Genomic DNA, 22,491 nt, shown 5'->3' on the forward strand with positions numbered 1-22,491 from the left:
ATACATGCGATTTAGAACCAGGCTGATGATTACATCAGCGACCATTGTTATTTTACCGCTTATCCTGGTTTTTGCATCGTTTCTTATCATAAGGAATTCGCTGGCTTATTCATATACGAGTTTTATTACATATATGGTTGTGGCCTTTTTCCTGATAATGCTTGTGACCAGTGTGATATTGACCGCATGGCTCAGGAAGGGTTTCTTCGAGCCGGTGGATGAGCTGAATGTGGCGATGCAGCATATCAAGGACGGCAATTTTGATTATATGCTGCCCACAGATATTGGCGATAAGGGTGAAATAGGAGAACTATACAGAAACTATGAGGACATGCGGCTAAGACTAAAGGAGTCGGCCGATGAAAAGGTCATCAGAGAGGGGCAGAATAAAGAACTGATAAGTAATATCTCCCATGACCTTAAGACGCCCATAACTGCGATTAAGGGCTATTCGCAAGGACTACTGGAAGGGGTTGCGGATACTCCGGAGCGGCAGATGAAGTATATTCGTACCATTTTTAATAAAGCAAATGATATGAATAATCTTATTAACGAACTGACGCTGTATTCGAGCATAGACAATAACCGCATACCGTATAATTTTACAAGAATAAATGTTGGGGATTACTTCGGGGACTGTATTGAAGAGATAGGAATGGACCTCGACAGTAAGGATATTAATTTAAATTATGCAAATCTAACCACACCCGACACCCAGATTGTTGCTGATCCCGAGCAGCTAAAGAGAGTGGTTAACAACATAGTAAGCAACAGCGTTAAATATCTTGACAGGGATGACGGTACGGGAAATATCGACATCCGGATACTTGATGAAGTGGACTCTGTCAGAGTTGAAATAGAGGATAACGGAAAGGGTATAGGTGCTTCGGATATTCCGAACATCTTTGACAGATTCTACAGGACCGATTCCTCCAGAAATTCCAAGCAGGGCGGAAGCGGAATCGGACTTTCAATTGTAAAGAAAATCATAGAAGACCACGGTGGCTACATTTGGGCTACAAGCCATGAGGGAGAGGGTACATGCATGCATTTTGTTTTAAGGAAATACATGGAGTACCATGAAAAGGCGGAAGGTGAAGCAGTGGTTGAACATGATTTTGAAAGTATATGACAAAATAAAAAAGACAGGAGGCCATTGGTATGAGCAGAATACTGATTGTTGAGGATGAAGAAGCGATTGCTGACCTCGAGAAGGACTACTTGGAATTATCTGATTTTGAAGTGAAAATTGAAAACTCAGGAGATGTGGGGCTTCAGACAGCGCTCAGCGAGGAATTTGATCTGGTTATCCTGGATCTTATGCTTCCCGGAATGGATGGATTCGAGGTGTGCAAGAGAATCCGTGAAAAGAAAGATGTTCCGGTTCTTATGGTATCAGCAAAGAAGGATGATATTGATAAGATAAGAGGCTTAGGACTCGGCGCGGATGACTATATAACAAAGCCCTTCAGTCCCTCAGAGCTGGTTGCCAGAGTTAAGGCTCATATGGCACGTTACTCAAGACTTGTTGGAAGCGGACATGACTCTAATGATGTTGTTGAGATAAGAGGACTTCGAATCGACAAGACAGCCAGAAGAGTTTATGTTGACGGCGCAGAAAAGAGCTTCACCACCAAGGAGTTTGATCTTCTTACATTCCTTGCGGAGAATCCTAACCATGTATTTACGAAGGAAGAACTCTTCAGAAAAATCTGGAACATGGATTCAATCGGGGATATTGCGACCGTTACCGTACATATCAAGAAGATCCGTGAAAAGATTGAGTTTGATACCTCAAATCCTCAGTACATCGAGACAATCTGGGGTGTTGGATATCACTTTAAGGTATGAGCATCGAAGTACTTTATGAAGACAATGACATACTGGTCTGTCATAAACCTGCCGGAGTAGCGGTCCAGAGCAGCAGCGTAACCTCTTCGGATATGGAGACAATGCTGCGCTCGCAGATATTAAGAAGCGGGAAATTTAAGAATAAATCGACACTTCTGTATATTGTTCACAGACTTGACCAGCCTGTGGAGGGAATAATAGTATTTGCGAGAACCAAGAAGGCGGCAGCAGATTTAAGTGCTCAGGTTCAGGCCGGCGCGGAGATGAATAAGATATATATGGCTGTAGTCTTCGGAGCATTTGCCGACGACGAAAAAGAAGGCGAGCTTCGCGACTATATGTATAGGGACGCTGCCAGCAGGAGTGCGGTAATATCTGATTCATCGGATAAGAATGCGAAGGAATGTTTCCTGTCCTACAAAGTTATATCCGAGAAAGAAATAAATGATATTTCTGCCAATAATGTGGTGGATTTTAGCGAACATAGAAATGATAAGATTTCGCTTGTTGAAATTCATCTTGGAACCGGTAGATATCATCAGATTCGTGCACAGTTTTCAAATGCGGGGCATCCTCTTCTAGGTGACAGGCGGTACCTGTCGGAAGAGAGTGATGAAGTCTCAGCAAGACTCAGGGTAAAAGATGTAGCACTATGTGCAAAAGCCCTTTCATTTAAGCATCCTTCCACCGGTGAAACCATGAACTTTGACATCTCACCCCAAGGCCCCATCTTCAATGAATTCTAGTTCATTGGAATTAACCTAAAACCATCCTTGCTATTATCTATCGATTTGTAGATATAGATGGGTTAAAAACAAAAAACAGCCCCGTGAGATATATAGGGATTTCAATCGATTATGCGTATTTTGCAACGAGATTGAAATAACTATATATTTCACGGGGCGCCCTTATGTCAGTTAAACTTCTACATGAGCGTTGGCTTGATCCGGAACGGATACTTCCTTGATGGATTCGTCTATGTCATGGAAGAAGGAACGTGTCTGCACGATTCCCTGCTTTGCATCTTCGAACTCATAAAGGAACTGCTGAGGGATATTTTCCCTGCCATACATTGAAATACGACCGGCATAAGCATGGATGATACTTACGTACTTTTTATCCAGCTCGTAGTTTCTGTAGATCTCTCTGCGGAGACGGGGACGCTTTGCCACAAACTTTCTGATATCCATCTTAAGATCCAGCGGAAGCTCCTGTTCTCTGGCACGAACTGCCTGAAGATACTTAGTGTAAGACTCTTCATCAATTTTCTTGAAATGATCCGGATACTCAAAACATGCTGCTCCGTCCGGAAGATCCAGCCTTACTTTTCCGTCAGAATAAACCTCTTCAATTCTGGCGACAACCTGAGGTACTAAAGGCTTGTTGTTGTAATCCAAAATGATGACTTTGTCATCCGGCTTATACTTTGTCATAATATTTTCTCCTCTTTTTGCCTTTTCCTGCACCAACAATATAGTCCTAAAAATAGGCAAATTCAAGGGCTTTCCCGCTTTTTTAAGAGGTTTTCGTGAATTTTAAGAAAGTCTCAATAATTTAGTTTGAACCGATTATTATTATGGACTGACCATCGGAATTCAATTCTTCTGAGCTTACGGGATATTCTACTATATTACCTTCGGTATCAGTTGTGACAAAGGACCACTCTGTGCTGTCAGCATATAAAGGCAGAGTGACGCCGGAAAGAATCTGCCAGGGTTCCAAAACACTGCCTTCTTTAAGATAATTTTCGGTTTCAGCTCCGGTAGTTACATCTTTAAAAATTATTGAAGTCAGATTGTAGCCGGTATGGTTTTCGATGTGCTTTAAGACCTCTGTATGTTTTGCGGCTTCATCGGCAGCAGCAATAGACTCTTCAAGGCTTTTATCCATTTTTGAGTAAAGATCTTTATAAGACTGCGTAAGTGCTTCCATCTGAGGAATCAGTTCTTCGGCGTCCTTATCTTTGAGTTTTTCAAAATCAAGAGAATTGAACTCTTCATACTTAGCAGAAAAATCCGAGAGCTCATCACTATAATCTTCGGTAGTCAGTTTTTCATAAAGTGTCTGTGTATCATTTTTCTGTGCGGTAAGAGCATCCCTTGTCTCAGTCATTTTGGCAAGGTTTTCCTCGGATAATCCGCAGGCAGAAAGTATAAATGCTGTTAATAAAGATGTAAAAACAAGAAGGCTTTTCTTTGACATATTACGGGCTCTCCCAAAAGTTTGATCTGATGCATAACCATCTGGTATTGAGTATAATATATACGTCTGTAAAAGACAAAAAACAGAAAAACTTAAGAGGCAAAAACAAATGAAGAGTAATAGTTCGGAAAATAAAAATACAGATAATAAGACAGAAAAAAAATCTATCGCCGGTGGACCGATATTTGTTTTTCTTCTCATAATAACAATTCTCCTGAATGTTTTTTCATGGGTGATTCCCGGATTTTCAGATATCTATAGCGCTAAGATTTTTCCAATCTGGGTAAATACATATGGAAGATTCACATCGAAATTTCCCTTTTCAGTCGGGGAATTTATGATAATCGCGGGACTAATCTGGCTTGTTATGATTCTGTTTTCAAAGTGGATAAGAAGACACACAATAAGACTTTTGATTATTATCGCACTGGTTATGACTCTAAACTGCTTTGTGAACTATCACACCACACCCATATCCGATACCTATGAAAACAGCAAACTTGAAGATGGTACAAAAAGAGAGTTCACAATAGCTGAGCTTACTGAGCTTCGTGATGAGATAGTAAATATTTGTAATCAGATGTCAACTGAAGTTCCGAGGAATGAGAACGGAGAGTTTAGCTATGATGAGCAGGAGATGAAGGAAACCGCCAGAGAAGCGATGTCGGCGCTCGGCGAGAGATTTCCGAAGCTGTCGGGGTATTATGTTACTCCAAAACAGCTCGTCTTTTCGGGATTTATGAGTCAGCAGTACATGCAGGGGTATTTCTTCCCGTTTTCAATGGAAGCTAATTACAACGATATTATGTATATAACCAACAAACCCTTCACAATGTGCCATGAGCTTGCGCATACAAAGAGTTATATTTTTGAGGATGAGGCGAACTTCCTTGCATATCTTGCCTGCATTAATTCAGACGACATCTTTTTTAGATACAGCGGATACCTTGGAGTTCTAAATTATGTAAATAATGCTTTTTACGCAAACGTTTCCAAGGAAGAGTATCTGTCGCATGTAAAAATCTCAGATCAGGTAAAGAAAGACAATGTTTTTCTAACCGAAGAGAATTGGAAGAAGGTTGAGGAGAGTTCTCCGCTTGATACCGAGACTGTGAAGAAGGCAGCCGATACTTTCGTAGATACTACACTGAAAGTAAATGGTGTAAATGACGGAAAAGCAAGCTATGACAGAGTTGTAGAGCTGATGCTGCTGGAATATTTCATACAAACTTCATAATTCCTGTAGAGAATATCTGATAAAATTTTTTATATAGAAAGAAATATTAGGAGATTTAAGTCATGAAACTTCTTCTTGCAGAGGATGAAATGGAATTATCAAATGCGCTTGTTGCCATATTAAAGCATTCAAGCTATACGGTTGATGCGGTATACGATGGACAGGATGCGCTGGATTATATTCTTTCAAGCCAGTATGACGGGATAATACTGGATATCATGATGCCCGGAATGGAGGGCACGGAAGTGCTAAAGAAAATTCGTGAAAAGGGTATTAATACACCGGTTTTGTTTCTTACTGCAAAATCAGAGACGGACGATAAGATAAAGGGTCTTGATCTTGGCGCTGACGATTATCTGACAAAGCCTTTTGAGATGGGAGAGCTTCTTGCCAGAATACGTGCGATGACGAGAAGAAAGGGAGATTTTGCTCCGAATAATTTAAGATGCGGTAATCTGGAGCTCGACAGGGCAAGCTATGAACTTAAAGCCGGGGGTAAAGAGCCTGTCAGGCTTGTGGGAAGAGAGTTTCAGATGCTTGAGATGCTGATGGAGAATCCCGGAAGAGTTATATCTGTTGATGCCTTCATGGACAGAATATGGGCAGATGGGGAGGCTGATGTGAATGTTGTCTGGGTTTACATAAGTAACCTTAGAAAAAAACTGGCAGCACTTGAAGACACCTGCGAAATAAAGGCATCCCGCGGAGTAGGATATTCCATGCATGAAATAAAATAGAACGAATTTAGGCTGGTTTTAGTTTTAGGGAGTACAGTTAAATAAGCAATTGTATTTTCGGAACCGATGACTATATGAGGGGTATAAAACACAATGGTAAAAAAACTAAGGCGCAAATTCGTCCTGACGGCGATGATTTCTCTTTTGGTTATATTGATAGGGATAATAGGCGTTATAAACATAGTTAATTTCACCCAGGTTCAAACAAGTGCGGATGAAACTCTTGATATCCTTTCAGAGAACGATGGAAACTTTCCCGATATGAAAGAATTATTTCCGTTACTGCCGGGTATAAATAATCAGGATGATCAGAATTTTGCTTCTAAAAGTGATGATGTAAATACGATGGGACCTGCACCTTTCTTTGGAGACAGGATGGCATACAACAGATCTCTTGAGATTCCGTTTCAGTCAAGATACTTCTGGGTAAAGCTCAATAAGATGGGAACAACGCTAGAGACGGATACGTCGCATATAGCTGCTGTTTCCGAAGAAGAAGCGCAAGAATATGCAAATAAACTGTTTCAGACAAAGAGCTTTGGACGAGGCTATATCGGAGGACAGTACAGATATCTTGTTCATCAAAATAATGACGGATCCTATCTCATGATATTCATGGACTGCAGTGCAGGCTTCTATAATGCCAATAAGCTGCTTTTTATGACACTTTTGATAGGTCTGGTAGCACTTATAGCGATGTTTGTTCTTGTATTCCTGCTTTCAGGAAAGGCGGTTGCGCCTGTTGTGGAATCACTGGAAAAGCAGAAAAGATTTATTACCGATGCAGGACATGAGCTTAAAACTCCTCTTGCAGTGATATCTGCAAACATGGATGTAATAGAGCTTGAAGCGGGTGAGAGTGAGTGGACCAAGAGCACAAAGAACCAGATAAAGCGCATGGACGGTCTTGTGAAAAATCTGCTTACTCTTTCCAGGATGGAGGAAGAGAATATTGATGCCGTCTTTTCCGAATTAAATATGAGCGCTGTTCTTGAGGAAAGTGCGACATTTTTTATTGCGGTTGCAGATTTTAAAAAGGTTAAGTATACAAGAGAAATTGCTGAGAATATACATATAAACGGAGACAGAAATTCCATTCAGCAGTTATGTACGATTTTGATAGATAATGCCATGAAATATACTCCTGATGAAGGAGAAGTGAGTGTTTCTCTAAGTGGAGACGAAAGTTCAAGGAATGCTATATTGGAGATATCAAACAGCTGCGAAAATATACCTAAGGGTAAACTGGACAGACTGTTTGACCGTTTTTACAGGGAAGAAAACTCCAGAAGTCGTAAAACCGGGGGCTACGGAATCGGTCTTTCGGTTGCAAAGGCCATAGTGAACTCACACGGCGGTACTATAGAAGCTAAGGCCGTGGGAGAAAACATCATGAAATTCATGATTACTATTCCGATAATGAAAAAAAGCTGAGGGCTATACTACAATTCCAATTAAATCAAGAATGAAACCTGTGAAGGTGCCGATAAGATACAGAATGATAGTAATCTGTAAGTTCTTAGCGGTGCCTTCATTTACTCTGTAAAGAATAAGAAGACCTACGCCGGCGCCTACGAGAAGACCGGACATCATAGCACCAAAGGTTATGATTCCACTCAGATAGAGCTCGGTTATAACAATGGATGCGGCACAGTTGGGTATTAGGCCGACAATACCGGCAAGACCATGACTAAGCACGGCGTTCCCGGAAAGTATACCTGCCAACGTATCCTCACCAACGAGTTCTATAAGGGCATTTAATATCAGTGTAAATATCAGAATATAAATAAAAATATGAATTGTGTGAATAAAGGCGGAGCGAAGAATGTTCCCGTGTCCTTCATGCGAATGGTCATGAGAAGTTTGCATCTCTTTGGCGACTGATGCCTTGGTAATGGTTTCTTTACTCTCTTTCTGACTTCTGTGAGCCGAAATCTTAGGAGTTTCCTCCTCGCAGTGACAGTGCTCTCTTTTACAAAGCTCATCGATCTTCATTTTTTCAATCTCGGATTTTTTCTTCCATCTGCGATAGCGTCTGACAATAAGGTCAATCAGAAAACCGTAGAATACACCGAAAGCAGCTTTCATAGCGATAATAATTATCATTTTGGATATGGGAACCTGTGCGGAAATAAAAAGCGGAACCATCTCATCTGATGTGGAAAGATAAATAGCAATAAGCGTTCCTATAGTAATAACTCTTCCGGCATATAGGTTTGACGCCGCTGCGGAAAAACCACACTGGGGAAATGCACCGAACACGCCTCCGAAGAGAGGACCGAATTTACCTGCTTTTTGAACCATCTCTTCTGTCTTGTCACCGGTTCTGTGCTCTAAGTATTCCATTATTAAATAGGTGATGAATAAAAAGGGCAGAATCTTAAGCCCGTCTTCTATGGTATCTTCTAAAATCGGAATCCAGAAATTCATATATAATCTCCAAAAGAAAAATCAATGCTTATGAATTCTATTTAATCATTAATATCCTGCGTTTTGCAAATTTCATAAATTTAATATGTTGCCAAATTACAGATTTGCTAATATAATACCTAGTGACTTGATAGGTAAATAGATGCTATAAAATATCATAAACTATAAGTTCCATATTTTCATTAATATATGCTATAATAATTCGGATTATGTGCAAATAAAGCATGGCTTATTGGATATAAAGGAGTAATAGAATGTCAGAACAGTCATTACTGCAGGTCAGAGATCTCTCAGCATCAGTCGAGGATCTGCCGATTCTGCACAATATAAACTTAGAAATCAAGGCAGGCGAGACCCATGTTCTCATGGGACCTAACGGTGCCGGAAAATCAACTCTGGGATACACACTTATGGGTAATCCCCACTACAATGTGACCAAGGGACAGATTCTGTTTGACGGACAGGATCTTACAAATGAGTCTGCTGATAAGAGAGCAAAGGCAGGAATGTTCCTGTCTTTCCAGAATCCTCTTGAGGTTCCCGGTATTTCACTCGGAAGTTTTGTGAGAAATGCTCTTCATGAGCAGACGGGCAAACCGGTAAAGCTTCTTCAATATAAAAAGCAGCTCGGTGAAGCTATGGATCTTCTTACTATGGATGGTGAGTATGCAGACCGTGATCTGAACGTAGGCTTTTCAGGCGGTGAGAAGAAGAAGGCAGAGATCCTGCAGATGCTCATGCTCAACCCTAAGCTTGCCATCCTTGATGAGACTGATTCCGGTCTTGACGTTGATGCCGTAAGAACTGTTTCCAAGGGTATTCAGGAGTACCAGAAAAAGAAGGATGGTGCTCTTTTAATCATCACACACAGCACCAAGATTCTTGAGTCACTTCATGTTGACTATACTCATGTTCTTGTTAAGGGACATATTGTTACAACAGGTGATGGAAGCCTTGTTGAGGAGATCAATGAGCACGGTTTCGAAAAATACGTAAGATGTGAAGGATGCGATGGCTGTAGCCCGCTGAAATAAGGAATAGCAGATGAGCGAAAATAATAAAGCGGTTGTTGATATTGACCGCAGTGTTTATGACATAAAGGATGTGGAGAACGAGCAGGACTTCTACCGCATGGAGGATGGCTTTACCGAGGATATTGTTAGGAAGATTTCCGAGGAAAAGCACGATCCGGAGTGGATGAGAGAGTTTCGCTTAAAATCTCTTGAAATTTACAATAAGCTGGAGATGCCCGATTGGGGTCCGGATACTGATGACCTTGATATGAATCTCATCTCTTCCTATGTAAGATCAAAGTCTGACATGAAGGGTAAGTGGGAGGACGTTCCTGAGGATATCAAGAATACCTTTGAGAGACTCGGTATCCCGGAAGCTGAGCGTGAATCACTTGCAGGTGTAGGTGCTCAGTACGATTCAGAGCTTGTTTATCATAACGTTAAGGATGAAGTAGCAGCACAGGGCGTTGTTTACACAGATATGGAGAGTGCTCTTACAGGAGAGTATTCCGAGATGGTTCATGAGTATTTCATGAAATTGGTACCTCCCACAGATCACAAATATGCTGCTCTTCACGGAGCTGTATGGTCAGGCGGATCCTTTGTATATGTTCCCAAGGGAGTAAAGGTTGAGATTCCGCTTCAGTCATATTTCAGACTTAATGCGGCAGGTGCCGGACAGTTTGAGCATACATTAATTATAGTAGATGAAGGCGCAGACCTTCATTTCATAGAAGGTTGTTCGGCACCTAAATATAACGTTGCCAACCTGCATGCAGGTTGCGTTGAACTGTATGTTAAAAAGAATGCGAGACTTCGTTATTCAACAATAGAGAACTGGTCAAAGAATATGTATAACCTCAACACCAAGAGAGCTCTGGTTGAGGAAGGTGCTCGCATGGAATGGGTTTCGGGTTCTTTTGGATCACACACCTCATACCTGTATCCTATGACAATTCTTAAGGGTGATCACTCCAATATGGAGTATACCGGAATCACTTTTGCCGGAAAGGGACAGAACCTCGATACCGGAGCCAAGGTTATTCATCAGGGGAAATACACGTCTTCCATGATATCGACCAAGTCTATATCCAAGTCAGGCGGAATCGGAACCTACAGAAGTTCCGTTACCATAAATAAGGAAGCAAAGCATGCAAAGACTTCTGTTTCCTGTGATTCTCTTATGCTTGATTCCATCTCCCGCGCGGATACTATTCCGGGAATGGATATAAGAACCAATGACGCGGATGTAGGACATGAAGCAAAGATAGGAAGAATCAGTGACGAAGCTGTATTCTATCTTATGTCCAGAGGATTATCAGAAGAGGATGCAAGAGCGCTTATTGTCAGCGGTTTTGCTAACCCGGTTTCTAAGGAGCTCCCTTTGGAATATGCGGTTGAGATGAACAACCTCATCAAACTCGAGATGTCAGGAGGCTGAGAAAGTGAGTAAGGTATTAAAAGTTAATCATCTTCCTGCGCTGACTTATCGCTTTTTAAAGTCAAACGACAGTGAGATAGAGATAAAAGATATTGAGATAAGGGCTGAAAAAACGCCTGTTACAGGAGAACTTCCCGGTGGGATTTCTGTCAAAGATGATGCAACAGAGGAAGATATCCGAAAGATTTTCAAATCAGTAAATGAAAAGATAGCCGCAAAAAAGCTGGATATACCCGGACCTAACGGAGACACCATGCCACTTAACGATGCACAGACAGTCCGCACCGGAATGGGAGTGGAGATTGATTCATTCATGCAGGAAATGAATGTTCCAGTGACAGTCATCAGTGCCGAGGAGGGACAGAAGGTATCGCAGCCCGTGATGATCAGATATGAGCTTAGTGACGGGGACTGCGTACTCGGAAGCCAGGTTATCCATGCTAAGAAGGATTCTGAGATAACAGTAATCATGGAATATGTTTCAGAACCTGATAACGGCGGATTTTTAGGAATACAGACAAGACTTCTTGCTGAGGAAGGTGCAAAGATCAATCTTGTTAAAGTACAGACCATAAGTGAGAAAATGGCTCACTTTGACGATATCGGCGGTGTATGCGACGACAAGGCTGATATTGAAGCAATAAATATGCAGCTCGGAGCAGGACACACCTGGGGAGGCTGCAGAGTTACACTTCTTGGAGACAACAGTGTATTCAATAATCACACCGGATACCTCTGCCGTCATAAGCAGGGCTACGATATGAACTATGTGGCTGATCAGATGGGCAAAAAGACTAATTCCAACATGGTCTTCAGAGGTGTTCTTCTTGATGAAGCTGTTAAGACTTTCAGAGGAACGCTGGATTTCAAGGCAGGAAGTGCGGGTTCTGTCGGAGACGAGCAGGAGGACACACTCCTTCTTAGCCCCGATGTAATAAACAGAACCATGCCTGTTATCCTCTGCGGAGAAGAGGATGTGGATGGACGCCACGGAGCATCCATCGGACAGCTCGGCGATGACACGCTTTTCTATATGGAGAGCCGCGGAATCGATGAGGAGAGTGCGAAGAAGCTTATGATTCGTGCCCGCATGGAGAGCATAGCAAGAATGATTCCTGACGAAGCTATTATCATCAGGATTCAGCAATATATCAGAACTATTCTTTAAGGAGCATACAATGTCCAGACCCGAAGATTTCAGAAAAGATTTCCCTATTCTAAATAAAGGGGATTACATATATTTTGACAATGCAGCAACCTCTCAGAGACCTAATGAGGTTGTTGACGCCATAAAGGATTTTTATGAAAACTCCAATGCAAATCCTCTTCGAGGTTTGTATGACTGGAGTGTTGATGCGACAGAGAGATACGAAAATGCCAGAAAAACCGTGGCAGATTTTATCGGAGCAGCTTCTACTGAGGAGATAATTTTCACAAGAAATACCACAGAGTCTCTTAATCTTGTGGCATACAGCTATGGACTTGATAATGTAGGTGAGGGTGATGAGGTTGTTATAAGCGTGATGGAGCATCACAGCAACATCCTTCCCTGGCAGATGGTGACTAAGCAGAAGAAAGCAAAGCTTGTTTTCCTGGAACCCGATGAAGAGGGTGTTATAACAGAAGCTGAGTATAAGAGCAAGATTACCGATAAGGCAAAGATTGTTTCCATCGGACATGTATCGAATGTATTCGGAATAACCAATCCTGTGAAGGAAATTGCGGCATATGCTCATGAGAAGGGAGCAACCGTGGTTGTAGACGGAGCTCAGGCTGCGCCGCACATTCCGGTCGATGTTAAGGAAATTGGGGCGGATTTTTATGCCTTCTCCGGACATAAGCTCATGGGTCCCATGGGAATAGGTGCATTATACGGAAGAAAAGAACTTCTGGAAAAAATGAGACCCTTCCTTACAGGCGGAGAGATGATAGAATATGTGACCAGAGAGGATGCGACATACGCTGAGCTACCGCACAAGTTTGAGGCAGGAACTGTCAATGCGGCAGGTGCCGTAGGACTTGAGGCTGCAATCAGATATCTTCAGAAGGTCGGTTTTGACTTTATAGCCGAGCAGGAGCATAAGCTTACAGTTCGTATGATGGAGGGAATGAAAAAGCTTCCATATATAAAAATTTACGGATCATCAGATCCCGCTAAGCATAGCGGAATCGTTACCTTCACTATGGAGGGTGTTCATCCGCATGATATTTCTTCGGTATTAAATGATGACCACGTTTGTGTAAGGGCTGGACATCACTGTGCACAGCCACTTATGCAGTTTATCGGAGCAGGCTCAACCGCAAGAGCAAGTGTTTACTTCTATAACACTGAAGAGGAAGTGGACAAATTCCTTGAACACCTTGCAAAGGTACGTTCAGTAATGGGTTATGAGGATTAAAAAATGGATTTAAAAGGACTTTACAGAGAAATAGTTAATGAGCACAACCTTCGTCCATCCCATAAGGGTGAGATGGAGAATCCGGATCTTGTGCTTAGGGGAGTAAATCCCAGCTGCGGAGATGACATCACTCTTCAGCTTAAAATAGTCGATGATGTTATAGAGGATGCGATGTTCTCGGGATCGGGATGCGCTATTTCACAGGCTTCTGTAGATATGATGGCAGATCAGGTCATAGGGAGATCTAAGGAAGATGCCATTAAACTTGCAGGAACCTTTATGGGAATGATCAAGGGTGAGATCAAGGATGAGGAGCAGATTGAAGAGCTCGATGAGGCAGCAGCTCTTCAGGATATAGCACATATGCCCGCAAGAGTTAAATGTGCGGTGCTTGGCTGGAAGACAATGCAGAAAATGCTTGAGAATCCGGACGAAGCAGCAAATGTATCTACTGAGGATCAGTAAATTATTTATGAGAATGGGAAAAGAGTTCTAATATTTAGGACTCTTTTTTGTATTAATTTAATATGGCTTTAAGAGAGAGACTTTGGTATCATTCTACCGTTGGTTTTTGTGTTTTATTTTTGGGGTCAGGGAACTTAATGATTTACATCTCGTTAAAATATTTTGTTTTGGTGCTTGCTGCACTCTTTCTTTATTATATCTTTCCCATCAGATTCAGATGGCTTATTCTTTTAGCTGCGAATATAGCTTTTTATGCCCTATTTTATAAGACCGGCTGGTGGGTTTTCCTTGGGACGATTCTCATAAGTTATTTGGTGGCACTTCTTACTGATAAACTTTCAGGTGCCGGGAAAAAGGCGGTATTTATACTGGGTATTCTGGGAGTCGTCACACCATGGTTTTTGATCAAGAATTCCAACTTTGTAATTAATGAGATACTTGGAAGAGAGCCGATAAACTGGCTTGTTCCTATGGGAATTTCTTTTTATACGTTGCAGCTCATAGGCTATATGGCAGATGTATATATGGGAAAAACAGGCCCGGAAAAGAATATTGCGAAGTTTGCTTTGTTTGCAAGCTTTTTTCCTCAGATAATCCAGGGACCTATTCCAAGATATGAAAATCTCCCGCACCAGCTTACCGAGGGCAATAGATTTGATGAAGAGAAGGTTGTAAAAGGCTTTCAGCTTATCATTTGGGGCTTTTTCCTTAAGCTTGTAATTGCTGATAAGGCTGCAATAATAGTAAATACGGTATTTGATAACTATCCGGCATATTCCGGGGCGTATATATGGATTGCGTCATTCCTGTACAGTGTTCAGTTATATACTGACTTTTTGGCGTGCACAACTCTTGCAAGGGGTGTCAGCGGACTCTTTGGAATAAGGCTTGAAAATAACTTTGAACGTCCTTACTTTGCGACGTCGATAAAGGATTTCTGGAGAAGATGGCACATTTCTCTTAGTACATGGCTTCGGGACTATATCTATATTCCGCTTGGCGGCAATAGAAAGGGTAAAACAAGAAAATATATCAATCTTTTCATTACTTTCTTCATAAGCGGATTGTGGCACGGTGCAGGCTTTAAGTTCCTGGTGTGGGGGCTTCTTCATGCCTTCTATCAGGTAGTGGGAGAGCTCACCTTTGAACTTAGAGAGAAGATATATTCCGTATGCGGTATAAAACCGGATTCCATGAAGAAAAAATGGATTAAACAGGGAGGAACCTTCCTTCTTGTGAATTTTGCCTGGATCATTTTCAGAGCCGATACTCTGAGGAAGGGTCTGGAACTGATTACAAATATGATTACGGAATTTAATCCCTGGGTTCTTATGAATGACAGACTTTTCACGCTCGGACTAGAGTGGAGAGAGATGGTTATCTTGGGAATCGGAATTTTTATCCTGCATAAGGTATCCAAGTACCAGGAGGAAGGAAAGTCCGTGGGAGAGAGAATTTTTACTCAGCCACTTCTTATCAGATGGGGAGTCTATCTTGCGGCAATTGTTGGTATTATTCTGTTTGGTACTTATGGCTTTGGCTTTGATGCCCAGGATTTTATTTACGGAGGTTTTTGATGAGAAAGCGTGTTTCATTCGCTATTAGGGTAGTACTTTTTTCATTAATAGCTTGCTTTGTCATTACTATTGTTAATTATGTTATAACCCCTAAAAAGTATTTTGAGGACCTGTGGCCGACAACTTCGACATACAAGGGTTTTTATAAGATGGATAAGGACACTGTGGATGTTATTTTCCTTGGAAGCAGCCATGCGGCAGCCGCTTTTAATCCGCAGGTCATATATGATAAATACGGAATCACAAGCTATAACCTTGCCTGTGAGCAGCAAAATCTCGTGGTTTCCTATTATTGGCTTAAGGAAACACTTAGATATCAAAAACCGAGTGCTGTTGTGGTCGAAACAAATATGCTTTATACCTTTGATCCGACGGAGCCGCTTAATACCTCGGAGTCTTTCACCAGAATGGCTATGGATGCAATGAAGTGGTCGGATGTTAAGTGGGAAGCTATACATGATATCTGCAGGCTTGATCCCAAACAGACTGTTAACAGCTACATTTTCAGAAATGTGAGATTCCACAATCGCTGGATGGAGCTTTCGGAAAATGATTTTGAATTTTTAAGTCTTGAAAATCATTATGAACTTAAGGGATTTTCAGCCTTGAGTAAGAGGGGGGATTCCACCCCGGATTATGAGCCGATTCTTATCAGCAATTATGAGGCTTACGCAGAGCCTGAGCCGGTGATGGTGAATTACCTGGATAAGATTGTGGAACTGTGTAAGGATAATGAGATTAATCTTGTTCTTACAAAAACTCCGTCTACCGGATGGGATGAGAACAGGCATAATGCTGTTCAGGAGTATGCTAGTGAGAATGGTGTGGAGTTCTGCGATTTTAATGAATATATCGCGTACACAGATTCCGAATTTAACTGGGCCAAGGATATGAATGATGACTGGCATACCAATATCTGGGGAGCCAAGAGAGTATCCAAGTATATCGCTAAGCTACTACAGGAGGATTACGGCGTAGAAGGCGCGGTATACGATCATCAGTGGGCTGATACTAGAGAATACTACGAACAGGTCGTCGAGGACTGTAAGATCGCAAATATAAAGGATATAGATGAGTATCTTGAAAAGATAGATAAGCCGCGCTACACAGTGCTGGTGGCTGCGAAGAATGACATGTCCTTCTGTGTGACAGATGCGGTAAAGAAGGCCTTTTCCAAGATGGGATTTAAGCTCCCTTCAAAGGAATATGACGGTTACTGCGCTGTTAAGAATGAAGAGGATGTCAATGAGGATGCCGGAATGGAACCGCTTCATTTTGTCGGTAGTGTGAGAGATAAAATTGTTGATTATTCAGTTACTTCTAAGGGTTATTATGCAGGAAGCGATTGCTCAATCAAAATTGATGACGTCGAATATGCCAAGAAGTGGGATGGAATCAATATTGTGGTTTATTGTAATGATACCAGGAAGGTTATCGACTCCGTTGTGTATGACGGGGGGATGAATAGGTAAGATAATTTCTTTAAAAATTTAAGAAGATATGAATAGTTATAGGTGAGTAAAAATCTATGGGCTATTCATATCTTTTTTTGTTGGAATTCATTTGGAATTTATTTTTAGCCAGCGGTGTTGATATCAGCGATGGGTGTTTGTAAATGAGAAAGCGTTTTAAGCGATTTGGTACCCATTTTTACGGATTTCTCAAGTGTTTTCGAGACTGTTTGTAAATGAGAAGACGTTTTCAGGTATTTGGTACCCATGATTTTGCAAAACAGGGATACCAAAGTGGGAAATCCGGAGTTCTATTTACTTTTCGAGAGAAAGAAGCTTGAAAAAGTGGGTAAAAAGTATACCAAAATGGCAGAATCCTTAATCTATTTACTTTAAGATTGTTTATGCGCTGTATGAATATTTATCAAAAGGGCCTGATGCTGTTATTGCTGTTAAGAATTCATCAAGGAATCTAAGAATTTTTTCAGAAGAATTCTTTGTTCAGATGATAGTTTATAAATGGACTCAATTAATGGGTCTTGGAAAAAAGAAGATTTTGACTTGTCAGAATCATCGAAGAAATCTCTAAGAGAAATGTCTAATGTATCACAGATAATGCCAAGAATCTCCACAGTAGGATTTTTATTGCCGAGTTCAATTTCGCGCAAATAGCTTTGAGATATACCGCATAAATTAGCAAGCTTATTGACAGTATATCCTTTTGCTTCCCTAAAATATCGAATTCTTGTACCTATATCCAAAATTTATCTCCTTTTTAGAGAAACCTTATCAAAGTTTTAGAGATAACATTACAGTTATAGAGTAATATGAGTATAGATATAGAGATAATCAAAATTGATTTCATTTCTATATATTCTAGGATAATCTAAGGAGGTTTGGATATGCTTAGACTAAATTCTGAGAAGATGATACTGGTTGTTTTATTTACAATGCTCATTATGATTAGGCCAAATTATGTAAAAGCTGCGACAGTACTAGATTATGGTACATGTGGTGCAACAGGGCAAGAAGCTTCTGTTACATGGAAATATGATAGCGACAAAGTTCTTACTATAAGCGGTACGGGAAACATGGCTGATTATGTAGGAGCTACATTATATCACTCATCTGGTGATCAGCCTTGGTATAGATACCGAAATAACATAAGTAGGCTCGTAATAGAGGAAGGTGTTAGATCCATAGGGAATTATGCATTTTGTGAAGTACAAATGCAGTCAATCTCATTTCCTAACAGCTCTCTAACAAGGATTGGAAACAACGCTTTTACATATTCTGGCGGTTATAGTTCGGTTACTATTCCAGCCAGTGTGACTGACTTGGGAACAATGATTTTTTATTGTGCAAGTTGTAGCGGAAATGGACGTTTATATGTACCAGGTACTGTGGCAACATTACCCTATTATTCATTTTCGCTTGGTGGACTTCAAATAGCAGAGATTGGAGAAGGATGTACTGCTCTCGATCAACGAAGTTTGTATGCTGGTGCAAGCAAACTGATATTGCCATCAACTATCCAAAATATACATAATGAAGCGATTGGATCTTCGGGTGTTGTATATTCTTCTTCAGCAGCTGTAAGAACGTTCTGTACCAATAGAGGTATACCATTTGTTGATACAAGCAATACATACCCAATTAATCAAGCAACAATAACAATATATCCAGAGTCTGAGATTTATAGCGGAACAGAGAAGAGACCTAATGTGAGAGTACAGTATTCTATAGGTGGAACAATATGTGATTTGTTGGAGAATAGTGATTATACAGTAGCATATTCGAACAACACCAATATAGGAACTGCAACTATCACTATTACCGGAATGGATGCATATACTGGAACTGCTACAAGAACATTCCCAATAAATGGGGATCTTTCTGGAGCAGAGGCAAATCTAGAATATAATTCTGTTATTTATGATGGAACTGCAAAAACTCCAGGAGTGACAGTAAGACATCATGGAGTATTGTTAAATCAAGGAACAGATTATATCGTTGCTTATGCTAATAATATTGAAGAGGGAACTGCTACAGTTACGATAACAGGAGCAGGATTTTATTTAAACTCAAAGACTCTTAATTTTTCAATATCAAAAAATGATCTGGCTCAAGCAGAAATAATATTATCTGAAAGTGATTATGTTTATGATGGACAGGAGAAAAAACCGTCAGCTCAAGTAAAGTACAACAACCAACTGTTGACTGAAGGAACAGACTATGAACTGACATATACAGGTACGGTAGGCCCGGGTATGGCGACTGTTACCGTTACCGGAAAGGGAAGATATAAAGGACAGAAATCTGCAAATTATTCAATAGGTGGAATATCTATTGAGAATGCGGTTATTAAGCTAAATCATACAATATACACTTATACAGGATCAGAGAAAAAACCTACACCTACGGTTACACTCGATGGAATAACACTGGTTCGTGATGTGGATTATAAGGTAAGCTACGAGAATAATCTCGATGTTGGAACGGGACTTGTTATAATAACCGGTATTGGAAAGTATTCAGGTGCGGTATCGCAATCTTTCCAGATATTAGAATATGGCTCCGGGATGGATATTGTATTTGATGGTGATAGAACCATCATGACTAACGAGCTTGTGTTTACAATTATGGATGATGGCGATGAGAATCCTGAAATTGAAGTAACAACACCAAAGGATAAGAAGGCCAAGAAGGTTGTAATTCCCGCGACGGTTTCTTTGGGAGATAAAGAGTATAAAGTTACTTCTATAGGAGAAAAAGCTTTCTATAAGAATAAGAACGTTCAGGAAATTATAGTTGGAAATAATGTTGAAGATATTGAGGCATATGCTTTCTATGGATGTATTAATCTTAAAAAGCTAACTATTGGTAATGGCGTTAAGAACATTGGCGATTCTGCAATAAGGAAATGTACAAAGCTTGAAAGTCTTACACTTCCAAAGAGTCTTTTAGTACTTGGACCGAAAGCAATCAATGGTTGCACAAAGCTAAAGAAACTGATTATTAAGGCGGATGTCGTCATTGACGTTAAGGCAAAGGCTATTACAAATATTTCTGAAAAGGCAGTAATTAAAGTGAAAAAGAAACTTTTGAAGCAGTATAAGAAAAAGTTCAACAAGAAGACAGGATATAAGAGTTCTATGAAGATTACAGGATAAAGAACGTCACACGCAAGAATTAAAATTGTGTATGTTTAAGAGACACCATGCCGACAGACTCAGAACCGTATCGCTTGTTCCTCGTTGTCGCAGAATGTACTGTATAAAAATGGAGATATATAGAGTTCTTAGTGAGCAAGTTCCCGCGTACTCTAATATCTCCATTTTTGCATGGTTTATTGCTTCGCACAAAAAAAGTACCGCCCCATGGGATATACCCACAAAACAGTACTCGGCGTGCGCCTCCAGGGGCTCGAACCCTGGACACCCTGATTAAGAGTCAGGTGCTCTACCAACTGAGCTAGAAGCGCTTATTTATTGGTGTTTGCGTCGCTGTCTTAGCGACAAGTGATATATTACTACGGATTTTTTTATAATGCAAGCATTTTTTTAAAAAATTTTCAAATTTTAAACAATTTTTACAAAAAGTACCCAGAAATGGCTTAAAATACCAACTTAATCGGATAAGAAAATTTAAAAGTTTCCATTGTGTGAATCTGGTTTTGATAACCATTTATAGCAGGAAACAACAAATGCGCGGTATTTCAATATAGTTGTTGTACGGACAGGCTCTAAGTTGCAACAAAACTACTCATTACTTTAAAAATTATTGTATGCTCTCTTGCTGCGAACAACAAATCAAATTATTTTCAACAGTTTTATTGCACAAACAGAACCATATATACAACAAAATCTTTTCATTAGCATCATATTGTTGTGTCGGATGTGAATAAGAGCTATTTATGCAACAAAATCCCATCATAAGCAGCACTTTGTTGTTCTGGCTCCGAACAAATGAGTTCCGAACAAGGGTGCCCCAAACAAAAGAGTTCCGAATAATGGTTTTCCTAATAAGAATATTATCCCTCATACTAACACATACAAACACTACGAAAAGCGAGCGCAACAAAGGTGCCAGCGTTGACAAACAGCCGACTTACGCATTATCATGAAACAAACTATGACTTCATGAACGCAGCAATGAGAATATGTTCGTGAAGCAATGAGATATAATTAAATTAAGTGAGGAGAAGTGAGATAATGGCACAGGATCAAAAGAAGCTGGTTTCAGAAATTACCTCTATGGATGAGGACTTTACTCAGTGGTATACCGACGTTGTTACCAAGGCTGGACTAATCAGCTATTCAAATATAAAGGGATTTATGGTTATCAAGCCTGCAGGCTATGCAATATGGGAGCTTATTCAGAAGCATTTGGATGAGAGATTTAAGAAGACAGGCGTAACCAATGCTTATCTTCCTATGTTGATCCCCGAGTCTCTTCTTCAGAAGGAGAAGGATCATGTAGAGGGCTTTGCGCCGGAAGTTGCATGGGTGACACATGGTGGAATCGAGCCCCTTACAGAGAGATATTGTGTTCGTCCCACTTCAGAGACTCTTTTCTGCGATTATTATAAAGGGGAGATTCATTCATATAAGGATCTTCCGCAGGTACTTAATCAGTGGTGCAGCGTTGTCCGCTGGGAAAAGGAGACACGTCCTTTCCTCAGATCAAGAGAGTTCCTCTGGCAGGAGGGCCATACTGCACACGCTACCTTTGAGGAGGCTGAGGAGCGCACACAGCAGATGCTGAATGTATATGCTGATTTCCTTGCAGAGGATATGGCTATTCCGGTTATCAAGGGTCAGAAGACTGAGAAGGAGAAGTTTGCTGGTGCTGAAGCTACTTATACTGTAGAGGCTCTTATGCATGACGGAAGAGCGCTTCAGTCTGCGACAAGCCATAACTTCGGTGACGGCTTTGCCAAGGCTTTCGAGATACAGTATGCAGGAAAAGATAACAAGCTTCACCATGTATTCCAGACTTCCTGGGGTGCAACCACAAGACTTATCGGTGCGATGATCATGGTTCACGGAGATAACTCAGGACTTGTACTTCCTCCGAGAATTGCACCTGTTCAGGTAATGATCATTCCTATCCAGCAGAAGAAGGAAGGCGTACTTGAGACAGCAGGAAAGATGCTTGAGGCTCTTAAGGATTTCAGAGCTAAGCTTGATGACTCAGACAGAAGTCCCGGATATAAATTCTCCGATCAGGAGATGCGTGGTATTCCGCTTCGCATCGAGGTTGGTCCCAAGGATATTGAGGCTGGCAAGTGCGTACTTGTAAGAAGAGATACAAGAGAAAAGATTGAATGTCCTATTGATGAGGTTGCAGCTAAGGTTGCTGAGCTCCTTCCCAAGATTCAGCAGGATATGTACGATAGAGCTAAGAACCACCTTGATACTCATACCTTTGCTGCTACTACTAAGGAAGAGTTTGAGGAAGCCTTCAAGGATACCAAGGGCTTTGTAAAGGCTATGTGGTGCGGCGACAGAGCGTGCGAGGATAAGATTAAGGAAGACTATTCCGTAACCAGCAGATGTATTCCTTTTGAGCAGGAGAATCTTGCAGGAACCTGTGTATGCTGTGGTAAACCCGCAACCAAGATGGTTTACTGGGGCAGAGCATATTAATATATTTTGAACAAATTTTTTTAACAAAGAAAGATTA

The 22,491-nt window shown here is 40.9% G+C and carries 19 protein-coding genes and 1 tRNA gene; 15 read left to right on the top strand and 5 right to left on the bottom strand.

What is annotated here, in order from left to right:
• Positions 1-4: 4 nt before the first annotated feature.
• The 3 genes from G630_RS21350 to G630_RS0109330 are packed head-to-tail and all read left to right on the top strand — an operon-like array spanning position 5 to position 2,597.
• Complete coding sequence (locus tag G630_RS21350) at positions 5-1,132, top strand: sensor histidine kinase (RefSeq protein ID WP_044928405.1); 1,128 nt, start codon at positions 5-7, stop codon at positions 1,130-1,132.
• Positions 1,133-1,161: 29 nt separating this feature from the next.
• Positions 1,162-1,851: a response regulator transcription factor gene (locus tag G630_RS0109325; RefSeq protein WP_026498426.1), complete on the top strand. Its 690-nt coding sequence runs from the start codon at positions 1,162-1,164 to the stop codon at positions 1,849-1,851.
• Positions 1,848-2,597 carry an RluA family pseudouridine synthase gene (locus tag G630_RS0109330; protein WP_026498427.1) on the top strand — a complete coding sequence of 250 codons (750 nt, stop codon included), beginning with the start codon at positions 1,848-1,850 and terminating at the stop codon, positions 2,595-2,597. Before G630_RS0109325 ends, G630_RS0109330 begins: the two co-directional genes overlap by 4 nt.
• A 171-nt stretch (positions 2,598-2,768) precedes the next feature.
• Here G630_RS0109330 and G630_RS0109335 read toward each other — a convergent pair whose 3' ends face one another.
• Together G630_RS0109335 and G630_RS0109340 are read right to left on the bottom strand one after the other, a co-directional pair.
• Positions 2,769-3,284 carry a hypothetical protein gene (locus G630_RS0109335; RefSeq protein WP_022761766.1) on the bottom strand — a complete coding sequence of 172 codons (516 nt, stop codon included), beginning with the start codon at positions 3,282-3,284 and terminating at the stop codon, positions 2,769-2,771.
• A gap of 121 nt (positions 3,285-3,405) precedes the next feature.
• Entirely contained in the window at positions 3,406-4,053 is a 648-nt protein-coding gene (locus G630_RS0109340; RefSeq protein ID WP_022761765.1) for a hypothetical protein, read from the bottom strand.
• 109 nt (positions 4,054-4,162) lie between these two features.
• Here G630_RS0109340 and G630_RS0109345 point away from each other — a divergent pair, with 109 nt between their 5' ends.
• The 3 genes from G630_RS0109345 (at position 4,163) to G630_RS0109355 (ending at position 7,461) form a co-directional block, all read left to right on the top strand.
• Complete coding sequence (locus G630_RS0109345; protein ID WP_049946159.1) at positions 4,163-5,290, top strand: DUF3810 domain-containing protein; 1,128 nt, start codon at positions 4,163-4,165, stop codon at positions 5,288-5,290.
• A gap of 62 nt (positions 5,291-5,352) precedes the next feature.
• The gene (locus G630_RS0109350) at positions 5,353-6,027 is read left to right on the top strand and encodes a response regulator transcription factor (protein WP_026498429.1); all 675 of its coding nucleotides are present in this window, start codon (positions 5,353-5,355) and stop codon (positions 6,025-6,027) included.
• Between the two features lie 93 nt (positions 6,028-6,120).
• On the top strand, positions 6,121-7,461 hold the full coding sequence (locus tag G630_RS0109355; RefSeq protein ID WP_026498430.1) for a sensor histidine kinase: 1,341 nt from the start codon (positions 6,121-6,123) through the stop codon (positions 7,459-7,461).
• Positions 7,462-7,464: 3 nt separating this feature from the next.
• Here G630_RS0109355 and G630_RS0109360 read toward each other — a convergent pair whose 3' ends face one another.
• A complete protein-coding gene (locus G630_RS0109360) occupies positions 7,465-8,457 on the bottom strand; it encodes a putative manganese transporter (RefSeq protein ID WP_022761761.1) in 993 nt (330 codons plus the stop codon).
• Positions 8,458-8,711: 254 nt separating this feature from the next.
• On the opposite strand from G630_RS0109360, the gene sufC reads away from it, so the two are divergent.
• From sufC to G630_RS0109395, 7 genes are all read left to right on the top strand, one after another.
• The gene (gene sufC, locus G630_RS0109365; protein ID WP_022761760.1) at positions 8,712-9,491 is read left to right on the top strand and encodes a Fe-S cluster assembly ATPase SufC; all 780 of its coding nucleotides are present in this window, start codon (positions 8,712-8,714) and stop codon (positions 9,489-9,491) included.
• A gap of 10 nt (positions 9,492-9,501) precedes the next feature.
• On the top strand, positions 9,502-10,911 hold the full coding sequence (gene sufB, locus G630_RS0109370) for a Fe-S cluster assembly protein SufB (protein WP_022761759.1): 1,410 nt from the start codon (positions 9,502-9,504) through the stop codon (positions 10,909-10,911).
• A 4-nt stretch (positions 10,912-10,915) separates the two neighbouring features.
• Complete coding sequence (locus G630_RS0109375; protein ID WP_026498431.1) at positions 10,916-12,079, top strand: SufB/SufD family protein; 1,164 nt, start codon at positions 10,916-10,918, stop codon at positions 12,077-12,079.
• Between the two features lie 10 nt (positions 12,080-12,089).
• Entirely contained in the window at positions 12,090-13,310 is a 1,221-nt protein-coding gene (locus G630_RS0109380; RefSeq protein ID WP_026498432.1) for an aminotransferase class V-fold PLP-dependent enzyme, read from the top strand.
• Positions 13,311-13,313: 3 nt separating this feature from the next.
• Complete coding sequence (sufU, locus tag G630_RS0109385) at positions 13,314-13,775, top strand: Fe-S cluster assembly sulfur transfer protein SufU (RefSeq protein ID WP_026498433.1); 462 nt, start codon at positions 13,314-13,316, stop codon at positions 13,773-13,775.
• Between the two features lie 137 nt (positions 13,776-13,912).
• On the top strand, positions 13,913-15,352 hold the full coding sequence (locus G630_RS0109390; RefSeq protein WP_026498434.1) for an MBOAT family O-acyltransferase: 1,440 nt from the start codon (positions 13,913-13,915) through the stop codon (positions 15,350-15,352).
• The gene (locus tag G630_RS0109395) at positions 15,352-16,824 is read left to right on the top strand and encodes a hypothetical protein (RefSeq protein WP_026498435.1); all 1,473 of its coding nucleotides are present in this window, start codon (positions 15,352-15,354) and stop codon (positions 16,822-16,824) included. The genes G630_RS0109390 and G630_RS0109395 overlap by 1 nt, the downstream gene beginning before the upstream one ends.
• Before the next feature lie 431 nt (positions 16,825-17,255).
• On the opposite strand, the gene G630_RS0109405 is transcribed toward G630_RS0109395, so the two are convergent.
• Positions 17,256-17,564 (bottom strand): helix-turn-helix domain-containing protein, encoded by a 309-nt coding sequence (locus G630_RS0109405; protein ID WP_026498436.1) that lies wholly within the window; start codon positions 17,562-17,564, stop codon positions 17,256-17,258.
• Positions 17,565-17,705: 141 nt separating this feature from the next.
• Between G630_RS0109405 and G630_RS0109410 the strand changes: the two genes are divergently transcribed.
• The gene (locus tag G630_RS0109410; protein ID WP_026498437.1) at positions 17,706-19,976 is read left to right on the top strand and encodes a leucine-rich repeat domain-containing protein; all 2,271 of its coding nucleotides are present in this window, start codon (positions 17,706-17,708) and stop codon (positions 19,974-19,976) included.
• Positions 19,977-20,214: 238 nt separating this feature from the next.
• On the opposite strand, the gene G630_RS0109415 is transcribed toward G630_RS0109410, so the two are convergent.
• A tRNA-Lys gene (locus G630_RS0109415) sits at positions 20,215-20,287 on the bottom strand.
• Between the two features lie 730 nt (positions 20,288-21,017).
• Here G630_RS0109415 and proS point away from each other — a divergent pair.
• Positions 21,018-22,454, top strand: coding sequence for a proline--tRNA ligase (gene proS, locus G630_RS0109420; RefSeq protein ID WP_022761753.1), 1,437 nt, complete (start codon positions 21,018-21,020; stop codon positions 22,452-22,454).
• The last annotated feature ends 37 nt before the right edge of the window (positions 22,455-22,491 follow it).

Source organism: Butyrivibrio sp. WCD2001, assembly GCF_000424485.1.
Lineage (GTDB): Bacteria > Bacillota > Clostridia > Lachnospirales > Lachnospiraceae > Butyrivibrio.